A 24,569-nucleotide genomic window follows, 5' to 3' on the forward strand; every position below is an offset into this window, starting at 1 on the left:
GCGGACCAAGCACCCGCCACGGGTCGAGCGTCCGCGCCCCTCCCTCCTGCCCGTGTTTGACACGTACGTGTCAACCGACCCTCGGGAGCCGTCATGGACACCACGAGCCCTCTGGGAATCCACAACACCACGGCGAGTGATCCGCCGGCCTCGGTGCCGGTCGGTGCTGGCCTGTCCATCTTCGATCCGGTGTTCCTCGGCATCGACGAGTTCGGCCAGGCGGTGTACCTGCCGATGATCTACCGGAACATCCTGATCGGCGGCGAGCCCGGCGCGGGCAAGTCGAGCCTGCTCAACACGATCGTCGGGCACGCGGCGCTGTGCCCGGACGTGCGGCTGTGCCTGCTCGACGGCAAGCAGGTCGAACTCGGGCTGTGGGAGGACGCCTGCGACGTGTTCGTCGGCCCGGACATCGACCACGCCATCCGCACCCTGCGCCGGGTCCAGACGGTGATGGACAACCGCTACGCCTTCCTCAAGGCCCGGCGTCGCCGCAAGATCGGCCCCAATGACCTGTTCGGTCAAATCCTGGTGGCCTGCGACGAGATCGCCTACTTCTCCGCCACCGCAGGCGACGAGAAGACGCAGAAGCTGTTCGCCGCGCTGCTGCGCGACATCGTCGCCCGGGGCCGCGCCGTCGGCATCATCGTCGCCGCCGCCACTCAACGTCCGTCGTCGGACATCATCCCGACCTCGCTGCGGGACCTGTTCGCCTGGCGGTTCGCCGGCCGCTGCACCACCGACGTGTCGTCCGACATCGTGCTCGGGCACGGCTGGGCCGCCCGCGGTTTCTCCTCCAACACCATCGACCCCAACAACCAGGGCGCCGGTTTCCTCATCTCTGAGGGCGGCATCCCGGCCCTGGTCAAGGCCGCCTACATGACCGATGCCGACATCATCCGCGTTGCCGACTACGCGACCTGGACCCGCCGGCAAAGCGGCCTGGTCACCTCGGCCGAGCGGCACGCCACCACCGAGATCAAGGCGGCGGCATGACCACCACGACGACCGCTACGCCGACCCGGGTCCTGGACCTGGTGCTCATCGGCGACGGCGAAGACATCGCCGACCTGACCGCCATCGCCCGCCAGTCGGGCGCGCTCGTCTTCCGTACCGCACCCACCGCCACCGACGACGGCCGGCAACGGGTGTTCCTCCGGCTCCACCTGCACCACCGATAGAGGAACGGCCGACAGACCGGGACAAGGCCCTGAGAAAGCTTCCCCGATCTGTCGGCCACCAACCACCGCCCACGAAAGGACGTGGCCGCCATGAACCCTACCCAAAATCAGCCCACCGCCTCCGGCGCGCTGGCCGACCTGACCCCGGCCGACATCCTGCGCTGCGCCGCCCGTTACCTCGAACTTCGCGGCTGGAACCAGGGCACCTACTACGCCCACACCGACAACCCGTTCCCGCCGGCCTGCGCGGCTGGCGCGATCGCCGTAGCCGTCTACGGCCACCGCATCCCGGTCCCGCACGAGCACAAGAACCCCGCCGCCGCGCGCGGCTACTCCCGCGCCCTCGACGCCCTGACCTGCTACCTGGACGCCGCCGGCCCCGACCCGGCCCGGCCCTACCACGACGGCGACCCCGACACCGACCCGTTCGAGTGGAACGACCGCCCCGGCCGCACCGCCGAGCAGGTCATCACCACCCTGCGCGCCGCGGCCGACGACTACGACTGGACCCACGCCACCGCCGACGACCTCGAGACCTACGCCGACGCCTGCGCCTGGGCCGAGAAGCACCCCACCCGTGAAGGCTTCCTCGCCTGGCGGGCCGCCCAATGAGCGCCCGTCTCGATCGCCGGCTCCTGACCGCCGGCCTGGGCGTCACCGTCGCCCAGCTCGTCACCATCTGGGCCGACCACACCCCGGCCCGCCTGCCCGTACCGGTGGCCTGCCCCGGCTGCGGCCACCCCTACAGCGAGACGGGACCGCTGTGCCCGTCCGCCGCCGTCGTGCGGCCCCTGCTGCGTCGCCGCCGCCACGAGGCCGGCACTGACGCGCTCGACCCGCTGACCCCGAACCAGCTTGCCGACCTGACCGGTAACCGGCTGTCCACCGCGCTTCCCGCCGAGGTGACCCGATGACTGCTGCCATCCAGACCACCGACGTGACACGTACGTGTCAAAACGACATCTCCACTGCCGCGCTCATCTCCGCGCTCGAATCCGCCTGGGCCGCGATCCGCAACCAGCACCCGGAAGTCCCGGCGGCCGTGATCGTCGTCGGCTCCGGCTCACCCACCAGCCCCAAACAGGGCATGAAGTGGGGCCACTTCGCCGCGCTGCGCTGGCAGGCTGGCGACACCCAACTCCCCGAAATCCTCATCTCCGGCGAGGGCCTGTCCCGCGAACCGGAAGCCGTGTTCACCACCCTCCTGCACGAAGCCACCCACGCCCTGGCCGACGTGCGAGGCATCCAGGACACCTCCCGGCAGGGCCGCTGGCACAACAAGAAATTCGCCACCCTCGCGGCCGAACTCGGCATGTCCACCACCAAGGACGACAAGCTCGGCTACTCCCCCTGCACCCTGACCGACCTCACCCGCGCCCGCTACCGGCCGCAGATCGCGGGCCTGTCGGTGGCGCTGCGCTTTCACCGCCACCCCGAACCCACCGGGGAAGGCAAGTCCCGGACGAACAACAACAACGGCGTGGCGTGCGAGTGCGAGTGCCCGCGAAAGCTGCGCATCTCCCAGGCCGCCTTTGAAGAGGGGCCGATCGTCTGCGCCGTCTGCTCGGCGGCGTTCCTGCCCGAGGACATCGACCGCGACACCTACGAACACCCCACCTTCGCCACCGGCGCCACCGCCGGCGACGACCAGGCCGACGACGACTCGGAGGACCCGATGGTGTTCTACGACCCCACCGGCGAGCGCTTCGGCCTGCCGACCTACCCGTTCAAACTCGCCCCCGACGGGCTGCTCACGCGCCGGCAACTGCGCGCCCGCCAGCTGCGCCCCGGCGGTCAGGAACCCGCCGCGCAGATCCTCTGGCGGCGCGGCAAGCGCGTGGCCTACCTGTTCCGTCTCGACCTCGCGCAACCGAAGCGCACCGCCACCGCCGCCCAACGCGCGGCTATCGACAAGGCGCTCACCGCGCGGCGTACCTGCCCCGACTGCCGGCAGGTCAAGCCCTACTACATCCCCCGCCGTACCGGCATCTGCCTCGACTGCGCCTCTGAGGTGACCTCATGACCACGAATACTCGACCTTCGCGCGGCTGGGCCTACTTCGGCCTCACTCTCGGCGGACTTGTCTCCGTCGCCGCGAACATCGCTCACTCGTTCATCGCCCCCAAGGACGCCCCGGCCGACTGGACGCCGGAGCCCGGCAAGGTCGTCTCCGCGATCGTCTGGCCGCTGTTTTTGTTCATCGCGGTCGAGATCCTCGCCCGCACGCCCTGGCCTTCGGGCTGGCGCTGGGACCTGCTGCGCTGGGTCGGGCTGCCGCCCGTCGCCCTGGTCGCCGCGTTCGTGTCCTACCGGCACCTGTCCGGACTGCTCGACCACTACAACGAGGAGACCCTCGTCGTCTGGTTCGGTCCCCTCGCCGTCGATGGCCTGATGCTCATGGCCACCGTCGCCCTGCTCGCCACCAAACACACCACCCGGCCCACCGAAACCGTCCCGGCACTGGTGCCGGCCACCGCCGCCGAGGCCCCGTCATCCGACATCCCGGCCTCGCCGCTGGTCCGCCCGGCCGCCGCGACCCCGGCCACCAACCCCAACACCGACAACGCACCCACCCGCGAACCGATCACCCTGCCCACCTCTGGCGAGGACACCGACATCCCGACGACGGTCGAGCCCACCCCGGACACCATCGACAAGGACCCGACCCCGGCAACCGCGCCGGCTACGCCGGCCGTCACCGGCCCCGCGCCGGCACTGCTGCCCAACGCCCGCATCGTCGCCGCCGCACACGAGAAAGCCCACGGTGAGCCCATCACCGCCGGCCAACTCGCCGTCCGGCTGCGCGTTCCCACCGCCACGGCCGCCGACCTCCTGACGGCCCTCAACACCAACCAACCGACCATCAACGACCGACCGCACAACGGCACCGCCGTGGGAGCCACCGCGTGACCTCCTCGACGCTGCCTCTCGCACCCGGGACCACCACGGTCCCGGGTACGGGAGCCTCCGCCGAGCCTGACGCCGGCTACTGGCCCTGGGCCACCCCCACCACCACCCGCCCCGCCGGTGACGGCTGGGTACGCGGCCACGACCCGCGCACCGTCGCCTCCGGCCGCGCCCGCGCCCAGGACCCCGACTACCACGACTGGCTCGGTCACGTCCGCGCCGCCGCCGCCTGCAAGCACCCCATCCGGCTCGCCGGACAGATCCACGTCACCGACGGCGACGGCAACCGCGTCGCCACCGTCGATACCGAGGACATGCCCGACGGCGCGATCTACACCCCGTGCGGCAACCGCCGCGCCTCCGTCTGCCCCTCCTGCGCCGAGGTCTACCGGCGCGACACCTACCACCTCATCAAAGCCGGCCTACAGGGCGACCGGTGGGGCATCCCGCCGCTTCACGAGCACATCGCCATCTTCCTGACCGCCACCGCCCCCTCGTTCGGGCCGGTGCACCACCGGGCAGTGAAGGTCCACGCCGCGGACTGCCGGAAGAAAGACGGCTGCACCTGCCGCGCGGAGATCTGCCGCCCCTTTGGCCGCGTCTGCCCCCACGGTCTCGAGCTGCGCTGCACCGCCCGTCACAAGGCCGGCGACAACCAACTCGGCCAGCCGTTCTGCCTGGACTGCTACGACCACAACGGGCAGGTCGTCTGGAACCACGAAGCCCCCGAACTGTGGCGACGCACCATCCAACAGGTCGACCGCGAGCTCCGCCGACTCGGCCGCGCTCACGGCGTCGAGCTGCGCCGCCGCTACATCAAGGTCTACGAGTTCCAGGTACGCGGCGTCATCCACTACCACGCCCTGATCCGCCTCGACGGCGAGAACCCCGACTGCCCCGGCGCGATCGTCCCCCCACCCCGCCAGATCACCCGCGAGATGTTCGAGGCTGCCGTCCGGTCGGCGTTCGTCAAGACCTCCTACACCTCTCAGCCGCACCCGGCCAACGACGGGCAGGGCTGGCACATCGCCTGGGGTGACAAGGGCCTGGACATCAAACACGTCAACGCCCCCGGCGGCGAAATCAACCTCGCCCAGATCACCGGCTACATCGCCAAGTACGTCACCAAGAGCACCGAAGTAACCGGACTGAGCCTGCGCCGCGTCGACGACCTGTCCGTCCAGGTCCACGGCGACCCGGCAACGCACCTCGGCCGGCTCATCCGCGCCTGCTGGAACCTCGGAGAGCACCCCGACTACCACCGACTCAGGCGGTGGGCACACCAGTTCGGCTACGGCGGCCACATCACCACCAAGAGCCGCGCCTTCTCCGCCACCCTCGGCTTCATCCGCATGCAGCGCACCATCTGGCGCCGCACCGAAGGCCACCCCCACACCTGGGACGACGAGCAGACCGAGCGCGTCATCTACGAACTCGGCTACCACGCCACCGGCTGGATCACCACCGGCGACGCCCTGCTCGCCAACACCGCCGCCGCCCTCGCCCGCGCCCGACACCAGGCCGGCCTCGACGCCCTCGCCGACGAGCGCGTCACCGCCCACCGCACCGGCCAACCGCTGGCCGCTTGACACGTACGTGTCAACGCCTGCGAACCCGTTCCTTGACAACTCCACAGAGGACAAGCGAAACGCCCCGGATACCCGGAAGGAGCACGTCATGCCCGCACGCCCTCGCCCCCTGGTCGCGGTCCGGCTCATCGGTCCGACCGCCACCGTCACGGCACATGCCGCGACCATCGCCGCTCAGCTCGCCGCGCACTACGGCCGTGAGCGCATCACCTGCCGCACCAGCACCCACCCCGCCCGCTACAGCGGCGAGAGCCGCGCCTACATCACCATCACCCGAAAGGAGCCCCGATGACCGCACCCACTCCCCTCCCGTCGCCGGAACTGTGGTCGATCAACGAGACGGCCGCGTTTCTCCGCGTTCCTGTCGGCACGCTCTATCAGTGGCGGCACCGACGCACCGGCCCCCGCGCTTTCAAGGTTGGCCGGCATCTGCGCTACGACCCGGTCGAGGTCCGGGCGTGGCTGGAAGACCGGGCGGCCTGACATGCCAATCGATGACCTGTGGTACCTCAAGAAACGTGATCCCGACACGAAGAAGCCGATCCCGTCGAAACGCCACGGCCGAGGACGGCGCTGGCGGGTGCGCTACACGACCACGGACAACGAGGACCGCGAAAAGCTGTTCCACCTCAAACGTGACGCGGAAACCTTCGACTTGGCGTGCCGCTCCGGCGTAGCGCCAGAACTGCGGGTCAACCGCGAGGCAGTCCGGCTGACCTTCGCTGAGTACGCGCAGCGATGGAAGGAGTCCCGCGAATCGGGCTGGAGTGTCGAGACACGCCGGCGGGTGCCGCAGAACCTCCGAAAACACCTGCTGCCCACGTTCGGAGACAGGCCCATTCGGTCGATCAATCTGACCGACATTATGGCGTGGCTCGGTCGGCTGCTGGACGATGGCACCGCGCGGTCCTCCATCGGTCTGTTCTTCGGGGTACTCAAGACCATCCTGAACGCGGCCGTCATCGACAAGGTCCTCCCTGACAATCCCTGTGACGGTGTGAAGCTGACGCAGGTCTTGCGCGGGATGTCGCGCGCTCCGAAGTGGGTACCGACTGAGGACCAGGTGCTCAGGCTGACCGAGGTAGTGCCCCGACGATTCCGGGCAGCGATTTGGTTGGGCGCGGGAGAAGGGCTCCGCATCGGTGAGGTCTTGGGGCTGGAAGCCGGTCCCCGGTGCGCGGACATCGCCCACGGGGAGCTGCACGTCGTTCAGCAGCTACGGCATTCGGTGGAGCACTTCGACGGCTTCTACCTCTCCCCGCCCAAGAGTGGATCTGCGGGAACAGTCGACCTGGACGCGGTAGTCGCTGAGGAGCTGGCCGCGCATCTCAGAGACGTTGGCAGCGTCGAATTCAAGCTTCCGGACATCACCACCGGAAAGCCTCTGATCCGGTCGGTTGACCTTCTGTTCACCACCACGCGCGGGAAGCTGATAACCGATCGGTACTGGTCGGAGCTGTGGGAAGGCTGGCGGTCCGCTGCCGGCTGGCCGAAGGAGGGCACGTTCCACTCCCTGCGCCACTTCTTCGCCACCACGCTGATCAGCAACGGCGTAGAACCACAGCACGTGCAGAAGGCGCTACGGCACGCCAGCCTGCGGATCACGCTGGAGACCTACGTCCACTGGCTACCCAAGAGCGACCGGCCGCGTGGCCTCGTCGGGCAGATCCTGCGGCCGAGCAAGGGCAGTCAGCGGAGCGCTCCCGGCATTCAAGATCAAGCCTGAGTTGTGCCCTGGTTGTGCCGGATGACCTTGGTCTGACGTTTCAGCAGGTAAAGGGCGGTCCGTTCCGGCTGATCCGAGATTGCACGTACTAATCCGGGCTCCCCCACCGAAGCTGTCCCGGCTTCTGCCGCTGATGACCCGGTTCGCCCTGGAACACGAACCCGGGACCGGCTCCGATCACCCGGCGGTGGGTCGCCCGTCGCCGCCCGGACCCCTTACGGTACGAAGACAGGGTGTACGCCTCCACCGTGCCGATGACGTCGGCCGCGCCCCCGCCGGACGGATCGCCGAGCCCGGAGTGCCTCGGCGAGACGGTGTGCAAGTGGGCCTGGGACCTGACCGGATCCGTCTGGTTCGCCGAGGGCAGCTACTGGATCCTGGTCAAGCCGCTGCGCATCATCCTGATCCTGCTGCTGGCCGCCGTGGCCCGGTGGCTCGTGCGCCGGACCATCAAGCGGCTCGTCCGCACGACCAGCGGAGCGGGCGTGCCCACGATGCTGCGGCCGCTGCGCGAGCGGATCCCCACCGGCGCGACCGCGCCGGGCGAGTTCGTCCCGGAGCGCCGGCGCCAGCGCGCCGAGGCCATCGGCTCGGTGTTGAGCAGCTTCGCCACCGCGTTCATCTTCGGCATCGCGCTGCTGATGGTGCTCAAGGAGTTCAGCTTCGACCTGGCGCCGCTGCTGGCCAGCGCCGGCATCGCCGGCGTCGCGCTGGGCTTCGGCGCGCAGAGCCTGGTGAAGGACCTGATCGCCGGCCTGTTCATGCTCATCGAGGACCAGTACGGCGTCGGTGACACGGTCGACCTCGGCGAGGCGACCGGCGTGGTCGAATCGGTCGGGCTGCGGGTGACCACCGTCCGCGACGGGCGCGGCGTCCTCTGGTACATCCGCAACGGCGAGATAGTCCGGGTCGGCAACAAGAGCCAGGGCTGGGCGCTGGTCGTGGTCGACCTGCCGATCGGCTTCGCCAGCACCGAGGAGGCGACCGCGGTGCTGCGGACCGCCGCCGCGTCGGTCGCGCTGGACCCGGAGCTGGCACCGCAGATCGTCGAGGCGCCGGAGGTGCTGGGTGTCGAGCAGATGACGGTCGACGGCGCGGTGATCCGCACGGTGGTGAAGACGACGGCGGACGGACAGTTCGCGGTGGCCCGGGAACTGCGCCGCCGGCTGGCCGAGGCCCTGGAGAACTCGGGCATCACGGCCCGGATCGCCGCCGCCCGCCTCTTCCCGGGCCTGCCGGTCCCGCCGGCCGGGGAGACCGGCACCGCCGGCGCGACCTGACCGGAAACTGTGGGGTTACGGCCGGCCGACCCCTCGGGTATCGTCCGTTCGTTCAGTCGGCGATGCGACGATCAACCCGTCCGCCCTAGCCAGTTGTCGGACGATCGGGCAGAATCCGGTGCACGCGCTCCTCGGAGCGTGACCACGTCCTCGCTGATCGGCAGATTCGACGACGGTTCCCCGGCCCGACCATCACGAGTGGCCGGTCCAGGGAACGATGGAGGCGACGGTGTCCGACGAGCGACCTTCTGCGGAGGAGCCGGCTACCTTCCGCGAGGTGTTCGCCCAGCGCGAGTATCGGTTCGTCTTCACGGCGAGCACGCTGGCCTGGATCGGCGACTATATCGCGAAGGCCGCGGTCACGCTGCTGATCTACCGGCAGACCCAGTCGGTGGCGCTCTCCGCCGCCGCGTTCGCGGTCAGCTACCTGCCGTGGCTCGTCGGCGGCCCGTTGCTCGCGACCCTCGCCGAGCGGCACCCCTACCGGCGGGTGATGGTCGCCTGCGACCTCGTCCGCATGGCGCTGCTGCTGGTCATCGCGATCCCTGGGATGCCGAGCCCGGTGATCCTGGCGCTCCTGTTCGCCGCCACCCTCGCCAACCCGCCGAGCCAGGCCGCCCGATCGGCGTTGATGCCGCTCATCCTCACCGGTGACCGGCTCGTGGTCGGGCTGTCGGTCAACGCCAGCGTGGGCCAGGCCGCGCAGGTCGTGGGCTACCTGGCCGGCGCGGCCATCGCCACCGTCAACCCGGCGGCGGCGCTGCTGGTCAACGCGGCGACCTTCGCCGCGTCGGCGGCTTTGATCCGGTTCGGTGTGTCGCACCGACCATCCTCGATGACGTCGGCGCACCGCAGCCACCTGCTCCGGGAGACCGGCGAGGGCTTCCGGATCGTCTTCGGCAGCCGGGTGCTCCGCGCGATCGCCGTCCTCGTCTTCAGCGCGATGCTCTTCTCCATCGTTCCCGAGGGCCTGGCGGCGGCGTGGGCCGGGCGGCACGCCGGCCAGATGGACACTGGCGCGGCGCAGGCGATCATCATGGCGGCCAACCCGGTCGGGTTCATCCTCGGCGGCCTCCTCGTCGGCCGGTTGTTCTCGCCGGCCCGGCGACTCGCGCTGATGCGGCCACTGGCCGTGCTGGCCCCCCTGGTCCTGGTTCCCGCCCTGCTCAACCCGCCACCGGTCCTGGTGGCGCTGCTCGCGGCCGCCTGCGGGTTCGCCGTCGCCGGCATGCTGCCGATGGCGAACGGGCTGTTCGTCCGGGCGCTGCCGGACGGCTACCGGGCCCGCGCCTTCGGCGTCATGGCCACCGGTGTCCAAGTGATCCAGGGCGCGGCGGTCCTGGTGACCGGGCTGCTCGCCCAGCGGTTCTCCATTCCCCTGGTGGTCGGTGCGTGGAGCGCGGCGGGTGTGGTGCTCATGTCTTTCGCCGCGCTGAGCTGGCCGAGCAAGGCGACCATCGACGCGACGGTCGCCGCCGCCGGTCAACGGAGCGGGCAGCCCGACGGCCCGGCGGCGGACCAGGCCGCCAAGCCATCCGACGCTCCGCAACCGTCCAGCCAGCCGGCCGGGCCGGGACGGCCCCGCGCCGGGCTGCCCGGCACCGGGGAGCACCCGGACGGCGGTCTCCCGGGCGACCCCGGGCGCCACCGGCAGGCGGTGACCTGATCCACAGCGGCCGTCGAAGGGCCGGCTCGCGGAACCTGGCAGGATGGAATGGTGAATCCTGCAGGTGAGTCCGGCCGCCCTCGTCCGTCGACGACCTTCTTCGAGGCGGTCGGCGGCGAGCCGACCTTCCGCAAGCTGGTGGACGAGTTCTACGCGGGCGTGGCCACCGACCCACTGCTGCGGCCGATGTATCCCGAGGAGGAGCTGGGGCCGGCGGCGGACCGCCTGACCCTGTTCCTGATGCAGTACTGGGGCGGGCCGAACACGTACTCCGCGCAGCGGGGGCACCCGCGGCTGCGGATGCGCCACGCGCCGTACCGCATCGGGGCGGCCGAACGGGACGCCTGGCTGCTGCACATGCGGCGGGCCGTGGATCGGCTGGACCTGCCGCCCGACCTCGCCGCCGCCCTCTGGGACTACCTGGAACGAGCCGCGTACTTCATGGTCAACGTCATGGAGGACCCGGCCGGCACGGCGTGACCGGGACGGCGTCGGGCGGTCAGAGCAGGGCGCCCTCGTCGTGCAGCCAGTCGACGAAGCTGGTGGCCACCGCGGCACCGCAGTCGAGCATCTCGACCAGGAGCGCGTCGTGCGCACCGGCGCTGAACGGCACCTGGAGCTCGGCGTAGATGGGGAGCTGGCCACGCTCGGTCGGATCCCCGATGTAGGCCTTGCAGAAGCGGCGGGTGTGGTTCCACTCGTTGACGACGCGGTAGGCCCGGTCCTCCCAGTCGGGCGGGACCGTCGCGTGCGGACGGGCCCGCATCACCAGGATCTCGTCCTCCGGGCCCTCCAGCGTGACCAGGACGGCGTGCCGCTCCCACATCGCCAGCAGATTGCCGTCGCCGTCAGCCAGGTAGCGCACGTCGAGCAGGTCGAGCGCGTCGCAGACCCGGCTGAGCGTCACCGGCGCGACCGTGGCCGGCATGTCCGTGATCGAGGGCCGGTCGGAACCCGGGCAGTCGTCGCCGGGCTGACGGGGGGTCGGCGGGCCGACCCGGACGGCGCCTTCCACTGTGATCCCGCTACGACTGTCCGGCTCACCGCCGCCGTTGGCGGGACCGGGGCGCCATGACCACCACGGCATCGCTCGCGCACCTCACTCCCCAGCGGATCCAGCCGCCTACGGTGCGTTGGATCCGAGGAAGGACGGTACCCGGACAGCCGGGCGGAAGCATCCCCCCAACGCCAGCCCCAGGACAGAAGAATGATCGGGGGTCATCCGAACGGGTGACTGGCTGTCGGTCGGACAGCAAGATCAGTAGCTGTCTGCGACCATGCCGATCCGTACGGGCCGACCAGGCCGACCCATCGGCCGACCGCGCGTACCTGGACCCGTTCGGCCGATTCGTCCGCGCCGAGGAAGCCCATCCGCACCAGCCCCTGGACCAGCCGCTGGGGCACCTCCACCGGCGTACCGGGCGCGTCGTCCGGGGTGACCACCACCGGCACGTGGTCGAGGAGGGCGTCGCGCAGCATCCGCTGACCGACCGCCCGGCCCGCCACGCCGTGCGCGGAGGCGTCGCGCAGGGCCTGCGCCGCGGCCTCGGCGACCCGCCGGACCTCGGTGGCCGGCAGGGTCTCCACCTGCCGGCTGGCCGCCGGCGGGAGCGGCCAGCGCCACCGCGCGTCCCGGCGGGCGGGCAGCGCCCGGCTCTCCGCCGCCAGCTCCGCCAGCAGGTCGCCGGCCGCCACGGTGACGTCGCCCGGGCCGGTGCCGGCCACCGTGCGGGCCACCAGCACCCCCCACGGCAGGCGGGCCCAGAGGACGGTACGGCCCGACGCCGCGTCCGGCCGCAGCCGGACCAGGGCCGCCCGGTCCAGCCGGACCAGCCGGGCCAGGAACGCGCCGGCGTCCGCGACCCCGCTCAGCCCGTGCCCGCCCGGGGCACCCGGCGCGGTGTGATCCGGGCCGGTGGCGGGCGGGCGGGCGGTGCCGCGGCCCGTGACGTCCGGGCCGGTCACGCCGGGCCGTCCTCGACGGCATAGGTGCGCAGGAACTCACGCTCCTCCGGGGACAACCGGCGCGGCAGCTGCCGGGTGAGGTCGAACGGCACCAGGACCGAGCGGGCCCTGCTGACCAGGACGTCCCCGTCGTACATCTCGTAGGCGACGGTGAAGGCCCCGGCCCGGATCTCCGCCACCCACAGCTCGATCCGGACGGTCGGGGCGGCCTCCGCGGTGGCCCGGCCGAGCGCGTAGTCGACCGGCCGCAGGTAGTCGACCTCGTGCCGGCGGATCACCACGCCGTCGGCGAACGAGCCCACTCCCCACGCCCGGCCGCCGGCGAACATCAACGCCACCCGCGCCTCCTCGTAGAGGGTGAGGAAGCGCGAGTTGTTGACGTGGCCGTACGCGTCCAGGTCGGACCACCGCAGCGTGCAGTGGTAGACGAACCGGTCAGCCAAGGCGGGTCAGTCCCGGGTCAGCTTGCGGTAGGTCACCCGGTGCGGGCGGGCAGCCTCGGCGCCGAGGCGGTCGATCTTGTTCTTCTCGTACGCCTCGAAGTTGCCCTCGAACCAGAACCACTTCGCCGGGTTCTGGTCGTCGCCCTCCCAGGCCAGGATGTGCGTGGCGACCCGGTCGAGGAACATCCGGTCGTGGGAGATGACCACGGCGCAGCCGGGGAACTCCAGCAGCGCGTTCTCCAGGCTGGAGAGGGTCTCCACGTCCAGGTCGTTGGTCGGCTCGTCGAGCAGGATCACGTTGCCGCCGATCTTCAACGTCAGCGCGAGGTTGAGCCGGTTGCGCTCGCCGCCGGAGAGCACCTTGGTCGGCTTCTGCTGGTCCGGCCCCTTGAAGCCGAACGCGGCGATGTACGCCCGCGACGGCATCTCGACCTTGCCCACCATGAGGTGGTCCAGCCCGTCGGAGACGACCTCCCAGACCGTCTTGTCCCCGGCCAGGCCCTGCCGGCTCTGGTCGACGTACGACAGCGAGACCGTGTCGCCGACGCGGACCGTGCCGCTGGTCGGCTCCTCCAGCCCGACGATCGTCTTGAACAGCGTGGTCTTGCCGACGCCGTTCGGGCCGATCACGCCGACGATGCCGTTGCGCGGCAGCGAGAAGCTCAGGCCCTCGATAAGCACCCGGTCACCGAAGGCCTTGGTCAGGTTCTGCACCTCGATGACCGTGTTGCCCAGCCGCGGGCCCGGCGGGATCTGGATCTCCTCGAAGTCCAGCTTGCGGGTCTTCTCCGCCTCGGCGGCCATCTCGTCGTACCGGTCGAGCCGGGCCTTGGACTTGGTCTGGCGGGCCTTGGCGTTGGAGCGGACCCACTCCAGCTCCTCGGAGAGGCGCTTCTTCAGCTTGGCGTCGCGGCGGCCCTCGACGGCCAGCCGGGCGGCCTTCTTCTCCAGGTAGGTGGAGTAGTTGCCCTCGTACGGGAAGGCACGGCCCCGGTCCAGCTCCAGGATCCAGTTGGCCACGTTGTCCAGGAAGTACCGGTCGTGGGTGATGGCGATGACGGTGCCGGCGTACTTCGCCAGGTGCTGCTCCAGCCACTGCACGCTCTCCGCGTCCAGGTGGTTGGTCGGCTCGTCGAGCAGCAGCAGGTCCGGGGTCTCCAGCAGGAGCTTGCAGAGCGCGACCCGGCGACGCTCACCACCGGAGAGCTGGGTGACCTCGGCGTCCGGCGGCGGGCAGCGCAGCGCGTCCATGGCCAGCTCGAGCTTGGAGTCGATGTCCCACGCGTCGGCGTGGTCCAGCTCCTCCTGGAGCCGGCCCATCTCCTCCATCAGCTCGTCGGAGTAGTCGGTCGCCATCTGCTCGGCGATCTTGTTGAACCGCTCCAGCTTCGCCTTGGTCTCGGCGACCGCCTCCTCGATGTTGCCGAGCACGGTCTTCGCGTCGTTGAGCGGCGGCTCCTGGGCCAGCATGCCGACCGTGTAGCCCGGCATCAGCCGCGCCTCGCCGTTGCTCGGCTGGTCCCAGCCTGCCATGATCTTGAGCAGGCTGGACTTGCCGGCGCCGTTCGGCCCGACCACACCGATCTTGGCGCCCGGCAGGAAGTTCAGCGTCACGTTGTCGAGCACGACCTTGTCGCCGTGCGCCTTGCGCGCCTTGTCCAGGACGTAGATGAACTGGGCCACGGTGCGGGCTACCTCCGTCGGTCTGCGGTCGCGGGCTTGCGGGCGCGCGGGCGCGCGGGCCGCGACTCCGCCCGCCGCCACCGGCCGGGAGCCGGCCGCGCACACGCCGCAGTCAATCCTGACAGGTACGCGGTGCTCCGCCCACATCACCCCACCTGAGGGGCGCCCGGCGAGCCGTTGTCGGCAAGATCACGTTCCGGGGTTCGGCGGCGGTGGGACGGGTAGGTAACTCCGGCACGGGCCACCAGAGGGCGCAGCTACGCTCAGTACGCTCGTTGCGGTGGATTCGTCAGCACCCGGAGGTGGCCGAACGTGACCGTCCGTAGCTCCTTTGTCGTAGTGGCCAACCGACTGCCGGTCGACGAGGTGAGCACACCCGAGGGACGGCAGTGGCGACGCAGCCCGGGCGGGCTCGTCACGGCATTGCATCCCGTCCTCGCCGAGCACCAGGGGACCTGGGTCGGCTGGGCCGGCGGCACCGGCGCCGCGCCGGAGCCGTTCGACATGGAGGGGATCCGGCTGCACCCGGTGCCGCTGAGCGCGGACGAGCTGGAGCGCTACTACGAGGGGCAGTCGAACGCGACGATCTGGCCGCTCTATCACGACGCCGTCGAGACGCCGGTCTACAAGCGGCGGTGGCGGGAGGCGTACCGCCTGGTGAACGCCCGGTTCGCGGAGGCCGCGGCGGACGTCGCGGCCGACGGTGCCACGGTCTGGGTGCAGGACTACCAGCTGCAGCTGGTGCCGGCGATGCTCCGGGAGCTGCGTCCGGACCTGCGGATCGGCTTCTTCCTGCACATCCCGTTCCCGCCGATCGAGCTGTTCATGCAGATGCCCTTCCGGACGGAGATCCTCCGCGGGCTGCTCGGCGCGGACCTGGTGGGCTTCCAGCAGCGGCTGGCGGCGCAGAACTTCGTCCGGCTGGCCCGGCACCTGCTCGGCCTGCGCTACGAGGGGCAGATGATCCAGGTCGACGGCCGCCAGGTGAAGGCGGGCGCCTTTCCCATCTCGATCGACACCCGGGAGATGGAGCGGCTCGCCGCGGACCCGGCGATCCAGGCCCGGGCCAAGGAGATCCGCGAGGAGCTGGGCAACCCGAGCACGATCATCCTGGGCGTCGACCGGCTCGACTACACCAAGGGCATCGAGTTGCGGCTCAAGGCGTTCCGCGAGTTGCTGGCTGACGGAAAGTTGACAGTGCCGGACGCGGTTATGGTGCAGGTGGCGACCCCGAGCCGGGAGCGCGTAGAGCACTACCAGGCACTTCGCGTCAAGGTCGAACGCGAGGTTGGTCGGATTAATGGCGAATTCGGCAGGGTCGGGGTCCCCGCGGTGCATTATCTGCATCAGTCGTACAGTCGCACCGAGCTGGCCGCGATGTACGCCGCCGCCGACGTGATGATGGTGACCCCGCTGCGAGACGGAATGAATCTGGTGGCCAAGGAGTACGTCGCATCGCGCGCCGACCAGGGCGGCGCGCTCGTGCTCAGTGAGTTCGCCGGCGCCGCCACCGAGCTGCGCCAGGCGTTCCTGTGCAACCCGCACGACCCGGACGCGGTCAAGGACGCCTTGCTGCGGGCCGTGCACGTGGAGAAGCCGGAGGCCCGTCGCCGCATGCGGACAATGCAACGCCATCTGCGCACCCATGACGTGGGGCACTGGGCGAAGTCCTTCCTCACCGAGCTCGGTGTGCCCGAGGCGGACGCCTCGTGAACGCTGCCGCCGAGACCGTAACCCCCACCGGCTCCCTCGACCGCGACCTGCGCGCCGCGATCGGCCGGATCGCCCGCGTCCCGCAGCTCCTCGTCGCCTGCGACTACGACGGCACCCTGGCGCCGATCGTCGAGGACCCGAGCAAGGCCGTACCGCTGCCCGAGTCGGTGGCCGCGGTGCGCGCCCTCGCCGCGCTGCCGCAGACCACCGTGGCGGTGGTCTCCGGCCGGGCGCTGCGCGACCTGGCCGCCCTGTCCCGGCTGCCCAGCGAGGTGCACCTGGTCGGCAGCCACGGCTCCGAGTTCGACATCGGCTTCGTCGAGCGGCTCTCCCCCGAGCTGATCGCGGTCCGCGCCCGGCTACGCGACGCCCTGCGCGAGATCGCCGGCACCCACCCGGGGGTCCGCCTGGAGCGCAAGCCGGCCAGCGTCGCCGTGCACACCCGCGGGGTCGATCCGCAGGTCGCCGCGGCGTGCATCGAGGCGGTCCGCAGCGGCCCCGCGACCTGGGACGGCGTGACCGTCACCCAGGGCAAGGAGGTCATCGAGCTGTCGGTGGTCGCCACCCACAAGGGCACCGCCGTCGACCAGTTGCGCACCCAGCTCTCCGCCAGCGCGGTGCTGTTCATCGGCGACGACGTCACCGACGAGAACGCCTTCGGCAACCTGACCGGGCCGGACGTCGGCATCAAGATCGGCCCGGGCGAGACCAAGGCGCAGTACCGGGTCGCCGAGCCGATCGAAGCGGCCCGGGCCCTCGGGCTGCTGCTGGAGACCCGGCGGCACTGGCTCTTCGGCGAGCGGGCGGTACCCATCGAGCGGCACTCGATGCTGGCCAACGGGCGTACCGTCGCGCTGCTCACCCCGGAGGCCAAGGTCGCCTGGCTGTGCAACCCCAAGCCCGACTCGGCGGCGATCTTCGCCGACCTGGTCGGCGGCAGCCCGGCCGGCTACTTCAGCGTCGCCCCGGAACGCGGTGGCATCCCGCTCGGGCAGCGCTACCGCTCGGGCACGATGACCGTGGAGACCCGGTGGTCCGGCCTGACCGTGACCGACTGGCTCGACATCCCGGCCACCGAGACCACCCCGGAGGGCCCCGCGATCATCAGCGGCGACTCGACGCTCGTCCGGGTGCTCACCGGCCGGAGCCGGGTCCGCCTCGAGTTCGCTCCCCGCCCCGAGTTCGGCCAGGTGGCCGTGCAGCTGCAGCCGCTCGGCGACGGCCTGCTGGTGCTCGGCTCCAACGAGCCGGTCGCGCTCTACTCTCCCGGCGTCGAGTGGGAGGTCACCGGCGACGGCGTGTACGAGACCGCCAAGGCCGTCGTGGACCTCGCCGCCGCCGGCGGGCAGATCGTGCTGGAGATGCGTTTCGGCACGCACAGCCTGGAGCACCACCGGTTGCCGATCCACGAGCGGCAGGCCGCCGCCGAGCAGCCCTGGAAGGACTGGGTCGCCTCGCTGCGACTCCCGAGCACCGCCCGGGACCTGGTCGCCCGCAGCGCGCTCACCCTGCGCGGGCTCTGCCACGCCCCGACCGGCTCGATCCTGGCCGCCGCGACCACCTCGCTGCCCGAGGAGCTCGGCGGAGTCCGCAACTGGGACTACCGCTACTGCTGGCTGCGCGACGCCGCCCTCACCGCCCGCGCCCTGGTCGACCTGGGCTCGCTGGAGGAGGCCGAAGGGCTGCTGCGCTGGATCGACGGCGTGGTGGAGCGCACCGGCGGGCACCCGGAGCGGCTGCACCCGCTCTACACCGTCGACGGCTACGAACTGGGCGCCGAGGCGGTCATCGACACCCTCCCCGGGTACGCCGGCTCCCGGCCGGTCCGGGTCGGCAACCTCGCCAACCACCAGCTCCAGCTCGACGTGTTCGGCCCGATCGCCGACCTGATCGCGGCCGTCGCCGACGCGCGCGGCTCGGTCCGCGACGACGAGTGGCGGGTGCTGGAGAACATGGTCGAGGCGGTCCGGCGGCGCTGGCACGAGCCGGACCACGGCATCTGGGAGGCCCGCCTCCCGCCCCGGCACCACATCTTCTCGAAGGTGATGTGCTGGATGACCGTGGACCGGGCGCTGCACGTCGTACGCCAGCACGGCGGCGAGGACCGGCCCGAGTGGGTCGAGCTGCGCGACCGGATCGGCGCCAACGTCCTGGAGTACGGCTGGCACGAGGACGCCGAGGCCTACAGCGTCGCGTACGGGCACGAGGACAGCGACGCGTCCTCGCTCTGGATCGGGCTGTCCGGCCTGCTCCCCGGCGACGACCCGCGCTTCCTGTCGACCGTGCTCAAGATCGAGGCGGACCTGCGCAGCGGCCCGGTCGTCTACCGCTACCACTGGGACGACGGCCTGCCCGGCCGCGAGGGCGGCTTCCACATCTGCACGGCGTGGCTGATCGAGGCGTACCTGCGCACCGGCCGCCGCACCGACGCGGAGGAGCTGTTCGCCCAGATGATCGACACCGCCGGGCCGACCGGGCTGCTACCCGAGCAGTACGACCCGCTGGCCGAGCGCGGGCTGGGCAACCACCCGCAGGCCTACAGCCACCTCGGTCTGGTCCGCTGCGCGCTGCTGCTGGACAACATGCTCAAGCAGTGAGCCGACCGGCGCCCGGCGAGACGGAGTACGCCGAGCAGCGCCTTTGGAGGTGATGTCGCCGACGAATCGGGGAGCGATCCGTTCGCGACATCACCTCCAAAGGGCCCCCGGGCCTGTGTCGAAGTCCTCGGCCGAGCCGAGCGCGCCGACCACGTCGCCGATCACCACGATCGCCGGCGGGCGCAGCCCGGCCTCGGCCACGGCGGCCGCCACCTCGCCCAGCGTCGAGTGGAGCGTGCGCTGGGCGCCGGTCGTACCCTCCTGCACCACCGCGGCCGGCGTTTCCGCCGGGCGGCCGTGCGCGACCAGCGTGGCGGCGATCGCCGGCAGGTTCTTCAGCCCCATCAGGATCACCAGCGTGCCGCGCAGCCCGGCGAGGTGCTCCCAGCGCACCAGCGAGTCCGGCGAGTCCGGCGCGAGGTGCCCGGACACCACGGTGAACTCGTGCGCCACCCCGCGGTGGGTCACCGGCACGCCGGCCACCGCCGGCACCGCGATCGCGCTGGTCACCCCGGGCACCACCGTCACCGGCACACCCGCCTCGGCGCAGGCCAGCAGCTCCTCGCCACCGCGGCCGAAGACGTACGGGTCGCCGCCCTTGAGCCGGACCACGACCTTTCCGGCCCGTGCCCGGTCGACCAGGATCCGGTTGATCTCCTCCTGGGCCCGGGACGGCCCGTACGGGATCTTGGCGGCGTCGACCAGCTCGACGTCGGGGCGCAGCTCGTCCAGGAGCAGCCCGGGCACCAGCCGGTCGGCGACGACCACGTCCGCCTCGGTGAGCAGCCGCCAGCCCTTGACGGTGATCAGCTCCGGGTCGCCCGGTCCGGCGCCCACGAGGGCGACCCGACCGCCGGGGGTGTCAACCCGGGGCTCTACCGCGGGCGTCAAGACGGAACCCTGCCGTGCGCCGAGGAGGTCGCGGACCGCGTCGCGGACGGTCATCGCGCGGCGCGGGTCGCCGCCGCCGAGGACCGCGACCGTTACCGGACCGTGCCGGGTGACCGCCGGCGTCCACGCCGTCGCGGCGACCCGGTCGTCGGCCCGGACGCAGAAGATCCTCCGCTCGGCCGCAGCCGTGCTGACCGAGGCCGCGGCCAGGCGGTCGTCGACCGCCACCTGCACCAGCCAGGCGCCGTCGAGGTCGGCCGGGGCGAACCGGCGCGGCGCCCAGTGCAGCCGACCGGCGTCGGCATGGGCCCGCAACGCCGGGGTCAGCTCCGGCGCCACCAGGAAGACGTCCGCGCCCGCGTCGAGCAGCGCCGGCACCCGGCGGGTGGCGACCGCGCCGCCGCCGACCACGACCACCCGCCGCCCCCCGAGGCGCAGGCCGAGCGGGTACGGGTTGGCGCCCTCGCTCACTTCTCGGCCACTCCCGCCGAGTCGAACGTGGCGACCTCGTGCAGCACCCGCACCGCGCCGGTGACCACCGGCAGGGCGAGCAGTGCGCCGGTGCCCTCGCCGAGGCGCAGCCCGAGGTCGATCAACGGCGTCAGCCCGAGCCGGCGCAGCGCGACCGCGGCGCCCGGCTCGGCGGAGCGGTGTCCCGCGACCATCGCTCCGGTGGCGTGCGGCGCGAAGGCCGCGGCGGCCAGCGCGGCCGAGCCGGCGATGACCCCGTCCAGCAGCACCGGGACGCGCCGGGCGGCGGCGCCCAGGATCAGCCCGGCCAGGGCCGCGTGCTCCAGGCCGCCGACCGCGGCCAGCACGCCCAGCGGGTCCGCCGGGTCGGGGTCGTGCCGGTGCAACGCCGCCCGGACCACCTCGATCTTGTGCCGGTACGTCGGGTCGTCCACCCCGGTGCCCCGGCCGGTCGCCTCGGCGGGATCGACCCCGGCGAACGCCGCGACCAGGGCGGCGGCCGGCGTGGTGTTGCCGATGCCCATGTCCCCGGTGAGCAGGATGCCGGCTCCGGCGTCGACCAGGTCGCCGGCGACCCGGATGCCGGCCTCGACGGCGGCGCGGGCCTCGTCGCGGGTGAGTGCCGCGGTGACGGTCAGGTCCCGGGTGCCGCGCCGCACGTTGGCCTCGATCAGCCGGGGCGCCCCGACGTCCCGGGCGGGCCCGGCCAGCGGCGGGGTCGCGACCCCGACGTCCACCACGGCGACCGAGGCGCCGGCCTGCCGGGCGAACGCGTTGACCACCGCGCCGCCGGCCAGGAAGTTCGCGATCATCTGCGCGGTGACCTCCTGCGGCCAGGGCGTCACCCCCTGAGCGTGCACGCCGTGGTCGCCGGCGAAGATCGCCACGGCGGCGCGTTCGGGAACCGGCGGCGGGCAGTGGCCGGCCAGGCCGGCGAGGCGTACGGAGAGCTCCTCCAGGGCGCCCAGCGAGCCGGCCGGCTTGGTCAGCCGGCTCTGCAGGTCCCGCGCGGCGGCCATCGCCGGCTCGTCGAGCGGCCCGATCGCAGCGGTCGTCGTCTCCAGCATCATGCCTCCAGGATCTCCGCCAACACCTCGGTGAACGCGTCGGTCGTCGCCGGGTCGCGCACGGCGATCCGCAGCCAGTCCGGTCCCAGACCGGGGAACGTGTCGCCGCGGCGGACCGCCCAGCCGCGCTCGCGCAGGGCCAGCCGCACCGCGTCGGCGCCGGCCAGGTGGATCAGCACGAAGGCGCTGGCGGGCCGGCCGGCGACGCGTACACCGGGAACGGCGGCCAGGCGCGCCACCAGGTGGTCGCGGTCGGCGGCGAGGCGGTCGGCGATGGCGCGCTCGGCCTCGACCGCCTGCGACCCGGCGCAGGCCGCGGCGGCCGCGAGGGCGGGGGTGGAGACCGCCCACAGCGGCTGCACGGCGGCCAGCCGGTCCAGCAGGGCGGCCTCGCCGAGCAGGTAGCCGACCCGCAGCCCGGCCAGCCCCCAGGTCTTGGTGAGGCTCCGGACCACCAGCAGGCCGGGCAGGTCACGGCGGCCGGCGAGGGACTCCGGCTCGCCGTCGGCCCCGGACGCCGTGGTGGTGTCGGCGAACGCCTCGTCGACGACGAGAACCCGGCCCGGGCTGGCCAGCGCGGCCAGGTCGGCGGCCGGGTGCAGCACCGAGGTCGGGTTGGTGGGGTTGCCGACCATGACCAGGTCGGCGTCCTCCGGGATCCGGGCGGGGTCGAGCCGGAACCCGTCGGCCGGGTCGAGCAGCACCCGCCCGACCCGGTGCCCGGCGGCCCGCAGGGCGGCCTCCGGCTCGGTGAACTGGGGGTGCACGACCACCGGGCGGCGGACCTCGCGCAGCGCCTGAGCGATCAGCACGAATGCCTCGGCGGCACCGGCGGTGAGCAGCACCTCGGCCGGGGGGCGGCCGTGCCGGGCAGCGACCGCGGCCCGCGCCGGCCCGGGATCGGGGTACGCGGCCAGGTCGCCGAGCGCGGCCGTGATCGGGTCGGCCAGCCAGTCGGGCATCGGCGCCCGGCGTACGTTCACGGCCAGGTCGACCAGGCCGGGGGTGGCCTCGGCGTCCCCGTGGTGGCCGAGGTCGGGCTCGGCCGGCCGGCCGAGCCCGACCTCGGTCACGGTGCGGACGCCGCCGGGGGGTGCCTCGATCGGCTGACCACGCATGACCGCGATCCTGCCGGGAAGGCGGCGCGCGGGACAGCGCCGCTCGACGTGGGCCGCATCACGGGCCCGCCAGTTTATGAATATTTCTCGGGTGTGAATCGGAAATGTCATAACTTGACGGGGTGAGCAACCGACCCCTTGCTTCCGCCGGTCGTCTCGTCCCTCTCCTCCGCGCCGGGCTCATCGCCGGCGTCGTGGTCGCCGCCGTGGCCTATCCGCTCGCCGCCGTCACCGGCATCGGCGCCAAGGTCACCGCCCACGCGCTGGAGCACAAGACGAAGATCCTCACGACCGCCCTGCCCGCCGAGACCTCGTACCTGTACGCGCCGGACGGCAAGACGATGTTGACGATGTTCTACGAGGAGTACCGGCAGTACACGAAGCTCGCCGACATCTCGCCGAACATGCAGCAGGCGATCGTGGCCGCCGAGGACACCCGCTTCTGGCAGCACCACGGCGTCGACCCGAAGGGCGTCGCGCGGGCGTTCGTCGCCAACGCCCGCTCCAGCGGCGTCTCCCAGGGCGCCTCCACGCTCACCATGCAGTACGTCCGGATGGCGCTGCGGGACAGCGCGACGACCCCGGAGGAGGTGCAGGAGGCGACCCAGCAGACCAGCGTCCGCAAGATCCGGGAGATGCGGATGGCCCTGGACCTGGAGAAGGAGCTCAGCAAGGAGCAGATCCTGGAGCGCTACCTCAACTCCGCGTACTTCGGGCACCGCGCCTACGGCATCTACGCCGCCGCCGAGATCTTCTTCTCCAAGACCCCGAAGGAGCTGACGCCCGTCGAGGCCGCCACCCTCGCCGGTCTGGTCAAGTCGCCGTCCCAGTACGACCCGGCCAGCTCAGATCAGAAAGAGGCCACGGCCCGCCGCAACTACGTGCTGGACCGGATGACCCAGCTCGGCTACCTCTCCCCCGACTCCACGCGGGCGGCGAAGTCCGAGCCGATCCGGCTGAAGCTGAGCTACCCCTCCAACGACTGCGCCTCCGTGCCGGACAAGTGGAACAGCTGGGGCTTCATCTGCGACTACGTGAAGAACTGGTGGAGCGCCCAGCCCGCGTTCGGCGCCAACCGGCTGGAGCGGATGGACAAGCTGCGCCGCGGCGGGTACCGGATCGTGCTCAGCATCGACCCGAAGATCCAGGAGGCGGCCGAGAAGAACGTCGGCGCCGAGGAGAACATCGGCAGCCCGTTCGCCAACGGCATCGTGGTGACCGAGCCGGGCACCGGCCGGGTGAAGGGGATGGCGGTGAACCGCCGCTACTCCCTCGACCTGAGCGAGAACGGGCCGAGCGGCAACCCGGAGGCCGGGCCGAAGGTCAAGGCCACCTACCCGAACACCGTCGCGCCCCTGCTCGGCGGCGGTGACCTGCCCGGCTATCAGGCGGGTTCGACGTTCAAGATGTTCCCGATGCTGGCCGCGCTCGACAACGGCATGACGTTGAACACGACGTTCAACGCGCCGCACCGGTACCAGTCGTCGGTCTACGACGGCTGGGCGCCGTCGAACGCCAGCGGGGCCATGTCCGGCACGCAGACCATGTGGTCCGGCTTCGGCAAGTCGGTGAACACGTACTTCGTCTGGCTGGAGGAGCGGGTCGGCGCGGACAAGGCGGTACGCCTCGCCGAGCAGCTCGGCCTGCGCTGGCGTACCGACGTGGACCGGGAGCAGGCGTCCCCGGCGAACGCGAAGAAGTGGGGTGCGTTCACGCTGGGCGTCTCCGACGCCACGCCGCTGGAGATGGCCAACGCGTACGCCACCGTCGCGGCCGAGGGCCGGTACTGCGAGGCGATCCCGGTGCAGGCCATCTACAACCGGGACGGCACCCCGACGATGTACCGGACGGCGTCCGGGATCGAGCGGGAGGTCGCCAAGCCCCGCTGCCGCCAGGTGGTCAGCGCCGACGCGGCCCGGGCCGCCACCGACGCCGCCCGCTGCCCCACCGGGGACACACCGGCGAAGGGAAGCTGCGGGGGCTGGTCGACCGCCGACAGCGTGCGCGGCACCGTGGGTCGCCCGGTCGCCGGCAAGACCGGTACGACGGACAGCACCCGGTCGGCCTGGTTCGTGGGATTCACCCCCGAACTCGCCGCGGCGAGCTTCATCGCGGACCCGGACAACCCGTTCAACGCGGTCGGCGACGGCCAGTCACAGGTCCCGATCCAGGCGGTGGCGAACACGCTGCGCGACGCCCTGAAGGACAAACCCAAGCGCGACTTCACCCCACCCTCCGACGCCATCGTCGGCTGACCCGGCCCGCCCGCTCT

23 protein-coding genes are annotated in these 24,569 nt (G+C 71.9%); 16 read left to right on the forward strand and 7 right to left on the reverse strand.

All coding sequences use genetic code 11. The features are described 5' to 3' along the window. Positions 1-93: 93 nt before the first annotated feature. From EV376_RS29475 to EV376_RS29535, 13 genes are all read left to right on the forward strand, one after another. The gene (locus tag EV376_RS29475) at positions 94-996 is read left to right on the forward strand and encodes an FtsK/SpoIIIE domain-containing protein (protein ID WP_130328368.1); all 903 of its coding nucleotides are present in this window, start codon (positions 94-96) and stop codon (positions 994-996) included. After that, positions 993-1,181 (forward strand): hypothetical protein, encoded by a 189-nt coding sequence (locus EV376_RS29480; RefSeq protein WP_130328369.1) that lies wholly within the window; start codon positions 993-995, stop codon positions 1,179-1,181. Before EV376_RS29475 ends, EV376_RS29480 begins: the two co-directional genes overlap by 4 nt. A gap of 90 nt (positions 1,182-1,271) precedes the next feature. Next, positions 1,272-1,793: a DUF6197 family protein gene (locus EV376_RS29485; protein WP_130328370.1), complete on the forward strand. Its 522-nt coding sequence runs from the start codon at positions 1,272-1,274 to the stop codon at positions 1,791-1,793. Then, the gene (locus EV376_RS29490) at positions 1,790-2,095 is read left to right on the forward strand and encodes a hypothetical protein (protein WP_130328371.1); all 306 of its coding nucleotides are present in this window, start codon (positions 1,790-1,792) and stop codon (positions 2,093-2,095) included. Before EV376_RS29485 ends, EV376_RS29490 begins: the two co-directional genes overlap by 4 nt. A gap of 761 nt (positions 2,096-2,856) precedes the next feature. Then, positions 2,857-3,204 (forward strand): RRQRL motif-containing zinc-binding protein, encoded by a 348-nt coding sequence (locus EV376_RS29495; protein WP_130328926.1) that lies wholly within the window; start codon positions 2,857-2,859, stop codon positions 3,202-3,204. After that, positions 3,201-4,091 (forward strand): superantigen-like protein SSL4, encoded by an 891-nt coding sequence (locus EV376_RS29500; protein ID WP_130328372.1) that lies wholly within the window; start codon positions 3,201-3,203, stop codon positions 4,089-4,091. Before EV376_RS29495 ends, EV376_RS29500 begins: the two co-directional genes overlap by 4 nt. Next, positions 4,088-5,677 carry a replication initiator gene (locus tag EV376_RS29505; protein ID WP_130328373.1) on the forward strand — a complete coding sequence of 530 codons (1,590 nt, stop codon included), beginning with the start codon at positions 4,088-4,090 and terminating at the stop codon, positions 5,675-5,677. Before EV376_RS29500 ends, EV376_RS29505 begins: the two co-directional genes overlap by 4 nt. An 88-nt stretch (positions 5,678-5,765) precedes the next feature. Continuing rightward, on the forward strand, positions 5,766-5,969 hold the full coding sequence (locus EV376_RS29510) for a hypothetical protein (protein WP_130328374.1): 204 nt from the start codon (positions 5,766-5,768) through the stop codon (positions 5,967-5,969). Then, the gene (locus tag EV376_RS29515) at positions 5,966-6,160 is read left to right on the forward strand and encodes a helix-turn-helix domain-containing protein (RefSeq protein ID WP_130328375.1); all 195 of its coding nucleotides are present in this window, start codon (positions 5,966-5,968) and stop codon (positions 6,158-6,160) included. The genes EV376_RS29510 and EV376_RS29515 overlap by 4 nt, the downstream gene beginning before the upstream one ends. Position 6,161: 1 nt before the next feature. Then, positions 6,162-7,403 (forward strand): site-specific integrase, encoded by a 1,242-nt coding sequence (locus EV376_RS29520; protein ID WP_130328376.1) that lies wholly within the window; start codon positions 6,162-6,164, stop codon positions 7,401-7,403. A gap of 254 nt (positions 7,404-7,657) precedes the next feature. Next, positions 7,658-8,683: a mechanosensitive ion channel family protein gene (locus tag EV376_RS29525; protein ID WP_130328927.1), complete on the forward strand. Its 1,026-nt coding sequence runs from the start codon at positions 7,658-7,660 to the stop codon at positions 8,681-8,683. Between the two features lie 217 nt (positions 8,684-8,900). After that, on the forward strand, positions 8,901-10,349 hold the full coding sequence (locus EV376_RS29530) for an MFS transporter (protein WP_130328377.1): 1,449 nt from the start codon (positions 8,901-8,903) through the stop codon (positions 10,347-10,349). Positions 10,350-10,397: 48 nt separating this feature from the next. Beyond that, a complete protein-coding gene (locus tag EV376_RS29535; protein ID WP_165438142.1) occupies positions 10,398-10,829 on the forward strand; it encodes a globin in 432 nt (143 codons plus the stop codon). A gap of 19 nt (positions 10,830-10,848) precedes the next feature. Here the strand turns inward: EV376_RS29535 and EV376_RS29540 are convergent, their stop codons facing one another. The 4 genes from EV376_RS29540 to ettA form a co-directional block, all read right to left on the reverse strand. Next, complete coding sequence (locus EV376_RS29540; protein WP_130328379.1) at positions 10,849-11,436, reverse strand: type III secretion system chaperone family protein; 588 nt, start codon at positions 11,434-11,436, stop codon at positions 10,849-10,851. 131 nt (positions 11,437-11,567) lie between these two features. Further along, complete coding sequence (locus tag EV376_RS29545; RefSeq protein WP_130328380.1) at positions 11,568-12,314, reverse strand: DUF8185 domain-containing protein; 747 nt, start codon at positions 12,312-12,314, stop codon at positions 11,568-11,570. Then, positions 12,311-12,757, reverse strand: a complete 447-nt coding sequence (locus EV376_RS29550) for an acyl-CoA thioesterase (RefSeq protein WP_130328381.1) — start codon at positions 12,755-12,757, stop codon at positions 12,311-12,313. The genes EV376_RS29545 and EV376_RS29550 overlap by 4 nt, the downstream gene beginning before the upstream one ends. Before the next feature lie 6 nt (positions 12,758-12,763). After that, positions 12,764-14,440, reverse strand: coding sequence for an energy-dependent translational throttle protein EttA (ettA, locus tag EV376_RS29555; protein WP_130328382.1), 1,677 nt, complete (start codon positions 14,438-14,440; stop codon positions 12,764-12,766). A gap of 312 nt (positions 14,441-14,752) precedes the next feature. Here ettA and EV376_RS29560 point away from each other — a divergent pair, with 312 nt between their 5' ends. Both EV376_RS29560 and otsB read left to right on the forward strand, forming a co-directional pair. Then, positions 14,753-16,153 (forward strand): trehalose-6-phosphate synthase, encoded by a 1,401-nt coding sequence (locus EV376_RS29560; RefSeq protein WP_130328383.1) that lies wholly within the window; start codon positions 14,753-14,755, stop codon positions 16,151-16,153. Then, positions 16,150-18,750, forward strand: coding sequence for a trehalose-phosphatase (gene otsB, locus EV376_RS29565; RefSeq protein WP_130328384.1), 2,601 nt, complete (start codon positions 16,150-16,152; stop codon positions 18,748-18,750). Before EV376_RS29560 ends, otsB begins: the two co-directional genes overlap by 4 nt. A 90-nt stretch (positions 18,751-18,840) precedes the next feature. Here the strand turns inward: otsB and cobA are convergent, their stop codons facing one another. From cobA to cobC, 3 genes are read right to left on the reverse strand one after another with little or no spacing between them, the layout of a single operon-like run. Next, positions 18,841-20,112, reverse strand: coding sequence for a uroporphyrinogen-III C-methyltransferase (gene cobA / locus EV376_RS29570; protein WP_130328385.1), 1,272 nt, complete (start codon positions 20,110-20,112; stop codon positions 18,841-18,843). After that, entirely contained in the window at positions 20,109-21,179 is a 1,071-nt protein-coding gene (cobT, locus tag EV376_RS29575) for a nicotinate-nucleotide--dimethylbenzimidazole phosphoribosyltransferase (RefSeq protein ID WP_130328928.1), read from the reverse strand. The genes cobA and cobT overlap by 4 nt, the downstream gene beginning before the upstream one ends. Then, entirely contained in the window at positions 21,179-22,297 is a 1,119-nt protein-coding gene (gene cobC / locus EV376_RS29580) for an Rv2231c family histidinol phosphate aminotransferase CobC (protein WP_130328386.1), read from the reverse strand. The genes cobT and cobC overlap by 1 nt, the downstream gene beginning before the upstream one ends. 122 nt (positions 22,298-22,419) lie before the next feature. Between cobC and EV376_RS29585 the strand changes: the two genes are divergently transcribed. Further along, positions 22,420-24,552 (forward strand): transglycosylase domain-containing protein, encoded by a 2,133-nt coding sequence (locus EV376_RS29585; protein WP_130328387.1) that lies wholly within the window; start codon positions 22,420-22,422, stop codon positions 24,550-24,552. The last annotated feature ends 17 nt before the right edge of the window (positions 24,553-24,569 follow it).

The organism is Micromonospora sp. CNZ295, assembly GCF_004217535.1.

What these genes read in the sequence shown, in the direction of transcription:
- EV376_RS29475 (WP_130328368.1), top strand. Translation starts at nt 94, where the DNA reads ATGGACACCACGAGCCCTCTGGGAATCCACAACACCACGGCGAGTGAT.
- EV376_RS29480 (WP_130328369.1), top strand. Translation starts at nt 993, where the DNA reads ATGACCACCACGACGACCGCTACGCCGACCCGGGTCCTGGACCTGGTG.
- EV376_RS29485 (WP_130328370.1), top strand. Translation starts at nt 1,272, where the DNA reads ATGAACCCTACCCAAAATCAGCCCACCGCCTCCGGCGCGCTGGCCGAC.
- EV376_RS29490 (WP_130328371.1), top strand. Translation starts at nt 1,790, where the DNA reads ATGAGCGCCCGTCTCGATCGCCGGCTCCTGACCGCCGGCCTGGGCGTC.
- EV376_RS29495 (WP_130328926.1), top strand. Translation starts at nt 2,857, where the DNA reads ATGGTGTTCTACGACCCCACCGGCGAGCGCTTCGGCCTGCCGACCTAC.
- EV376_RS29500 (WP_130328372.1), top strand. Translation starts at nt 3,201, where the DNA reads ATGACCACGAATACTCGACCTTCGCGCGGCTGGGCCTACTTCGGCCTC.
- EV376_RS29510 (WP_130328374.1), top strand. Translation starts at nt 5,766, where the DNA reads ATGCCCGCACGCCCTCGCCCCCTGGTCGCGGTCCGGCTCATCGGTCCG.
- EV376_RS29515 (WP_130328375.1), top strand. Translation starts at nt 5,966, where the DNA reads ATGACCGCACCCACTCCCCTCCCGTCGCCGGAACTGTGGTCGATCAAC.
- EV376_RS29520 (WP_130328376.1), top strand. Translation starts at nt 6,162, where the DNA reads ATGCCAATCGATGACCTGTGGTACCTCAAGAAACGTGATCCCGACACG.
- EV376_RS29525 (WP_130328927.1), top strand. Translation starts at nt 7,658, where the DNA reads ATGACGTCGGCCGCGCCCCCGCCGGACGGATCGCCGAGCCCGGAGTGC.
- EV376_RS29530 (WP_130328377.1), top strand. Translation starts at nt 8,901, where the DNA reads ATGGAGGCGACGGTGTCCGACGAGCGACCTTCTGCGGAGGAGCCGGCT.
- EV376_RS29535 (WP_165438142.1), top strand. Translation starts at nt 10,398, where the DNA reads ATGGTGAATCCTGCAGGTGAGTCCGGCCGCCCTCGTCCGTCGACGACC.
- EV376_RS29540 (WP_130328379.1), bottom strand. Translation starts at nt 11,436, where the DNA reads ATGCCGTGGTGGTCATGGCGCCCCGGTCCCGCCAACGGCGGCGGTGAG.
- cobT (WP_130328928.1), bottom strand. Translation starts at nt 21,179, where the DNA reads ATGCTGGAGACGACGACCGCTGCGATCGGGCCGCTCGACGAGCCGGCG.
- cobC (WP_130328386.1), bottom strand. Translation starts at nt 22,297, where the DNA reads ATGCGTGGTCAGCCGATCGAGGCACCCCCCGGCGGCGTCCGCACCGTG.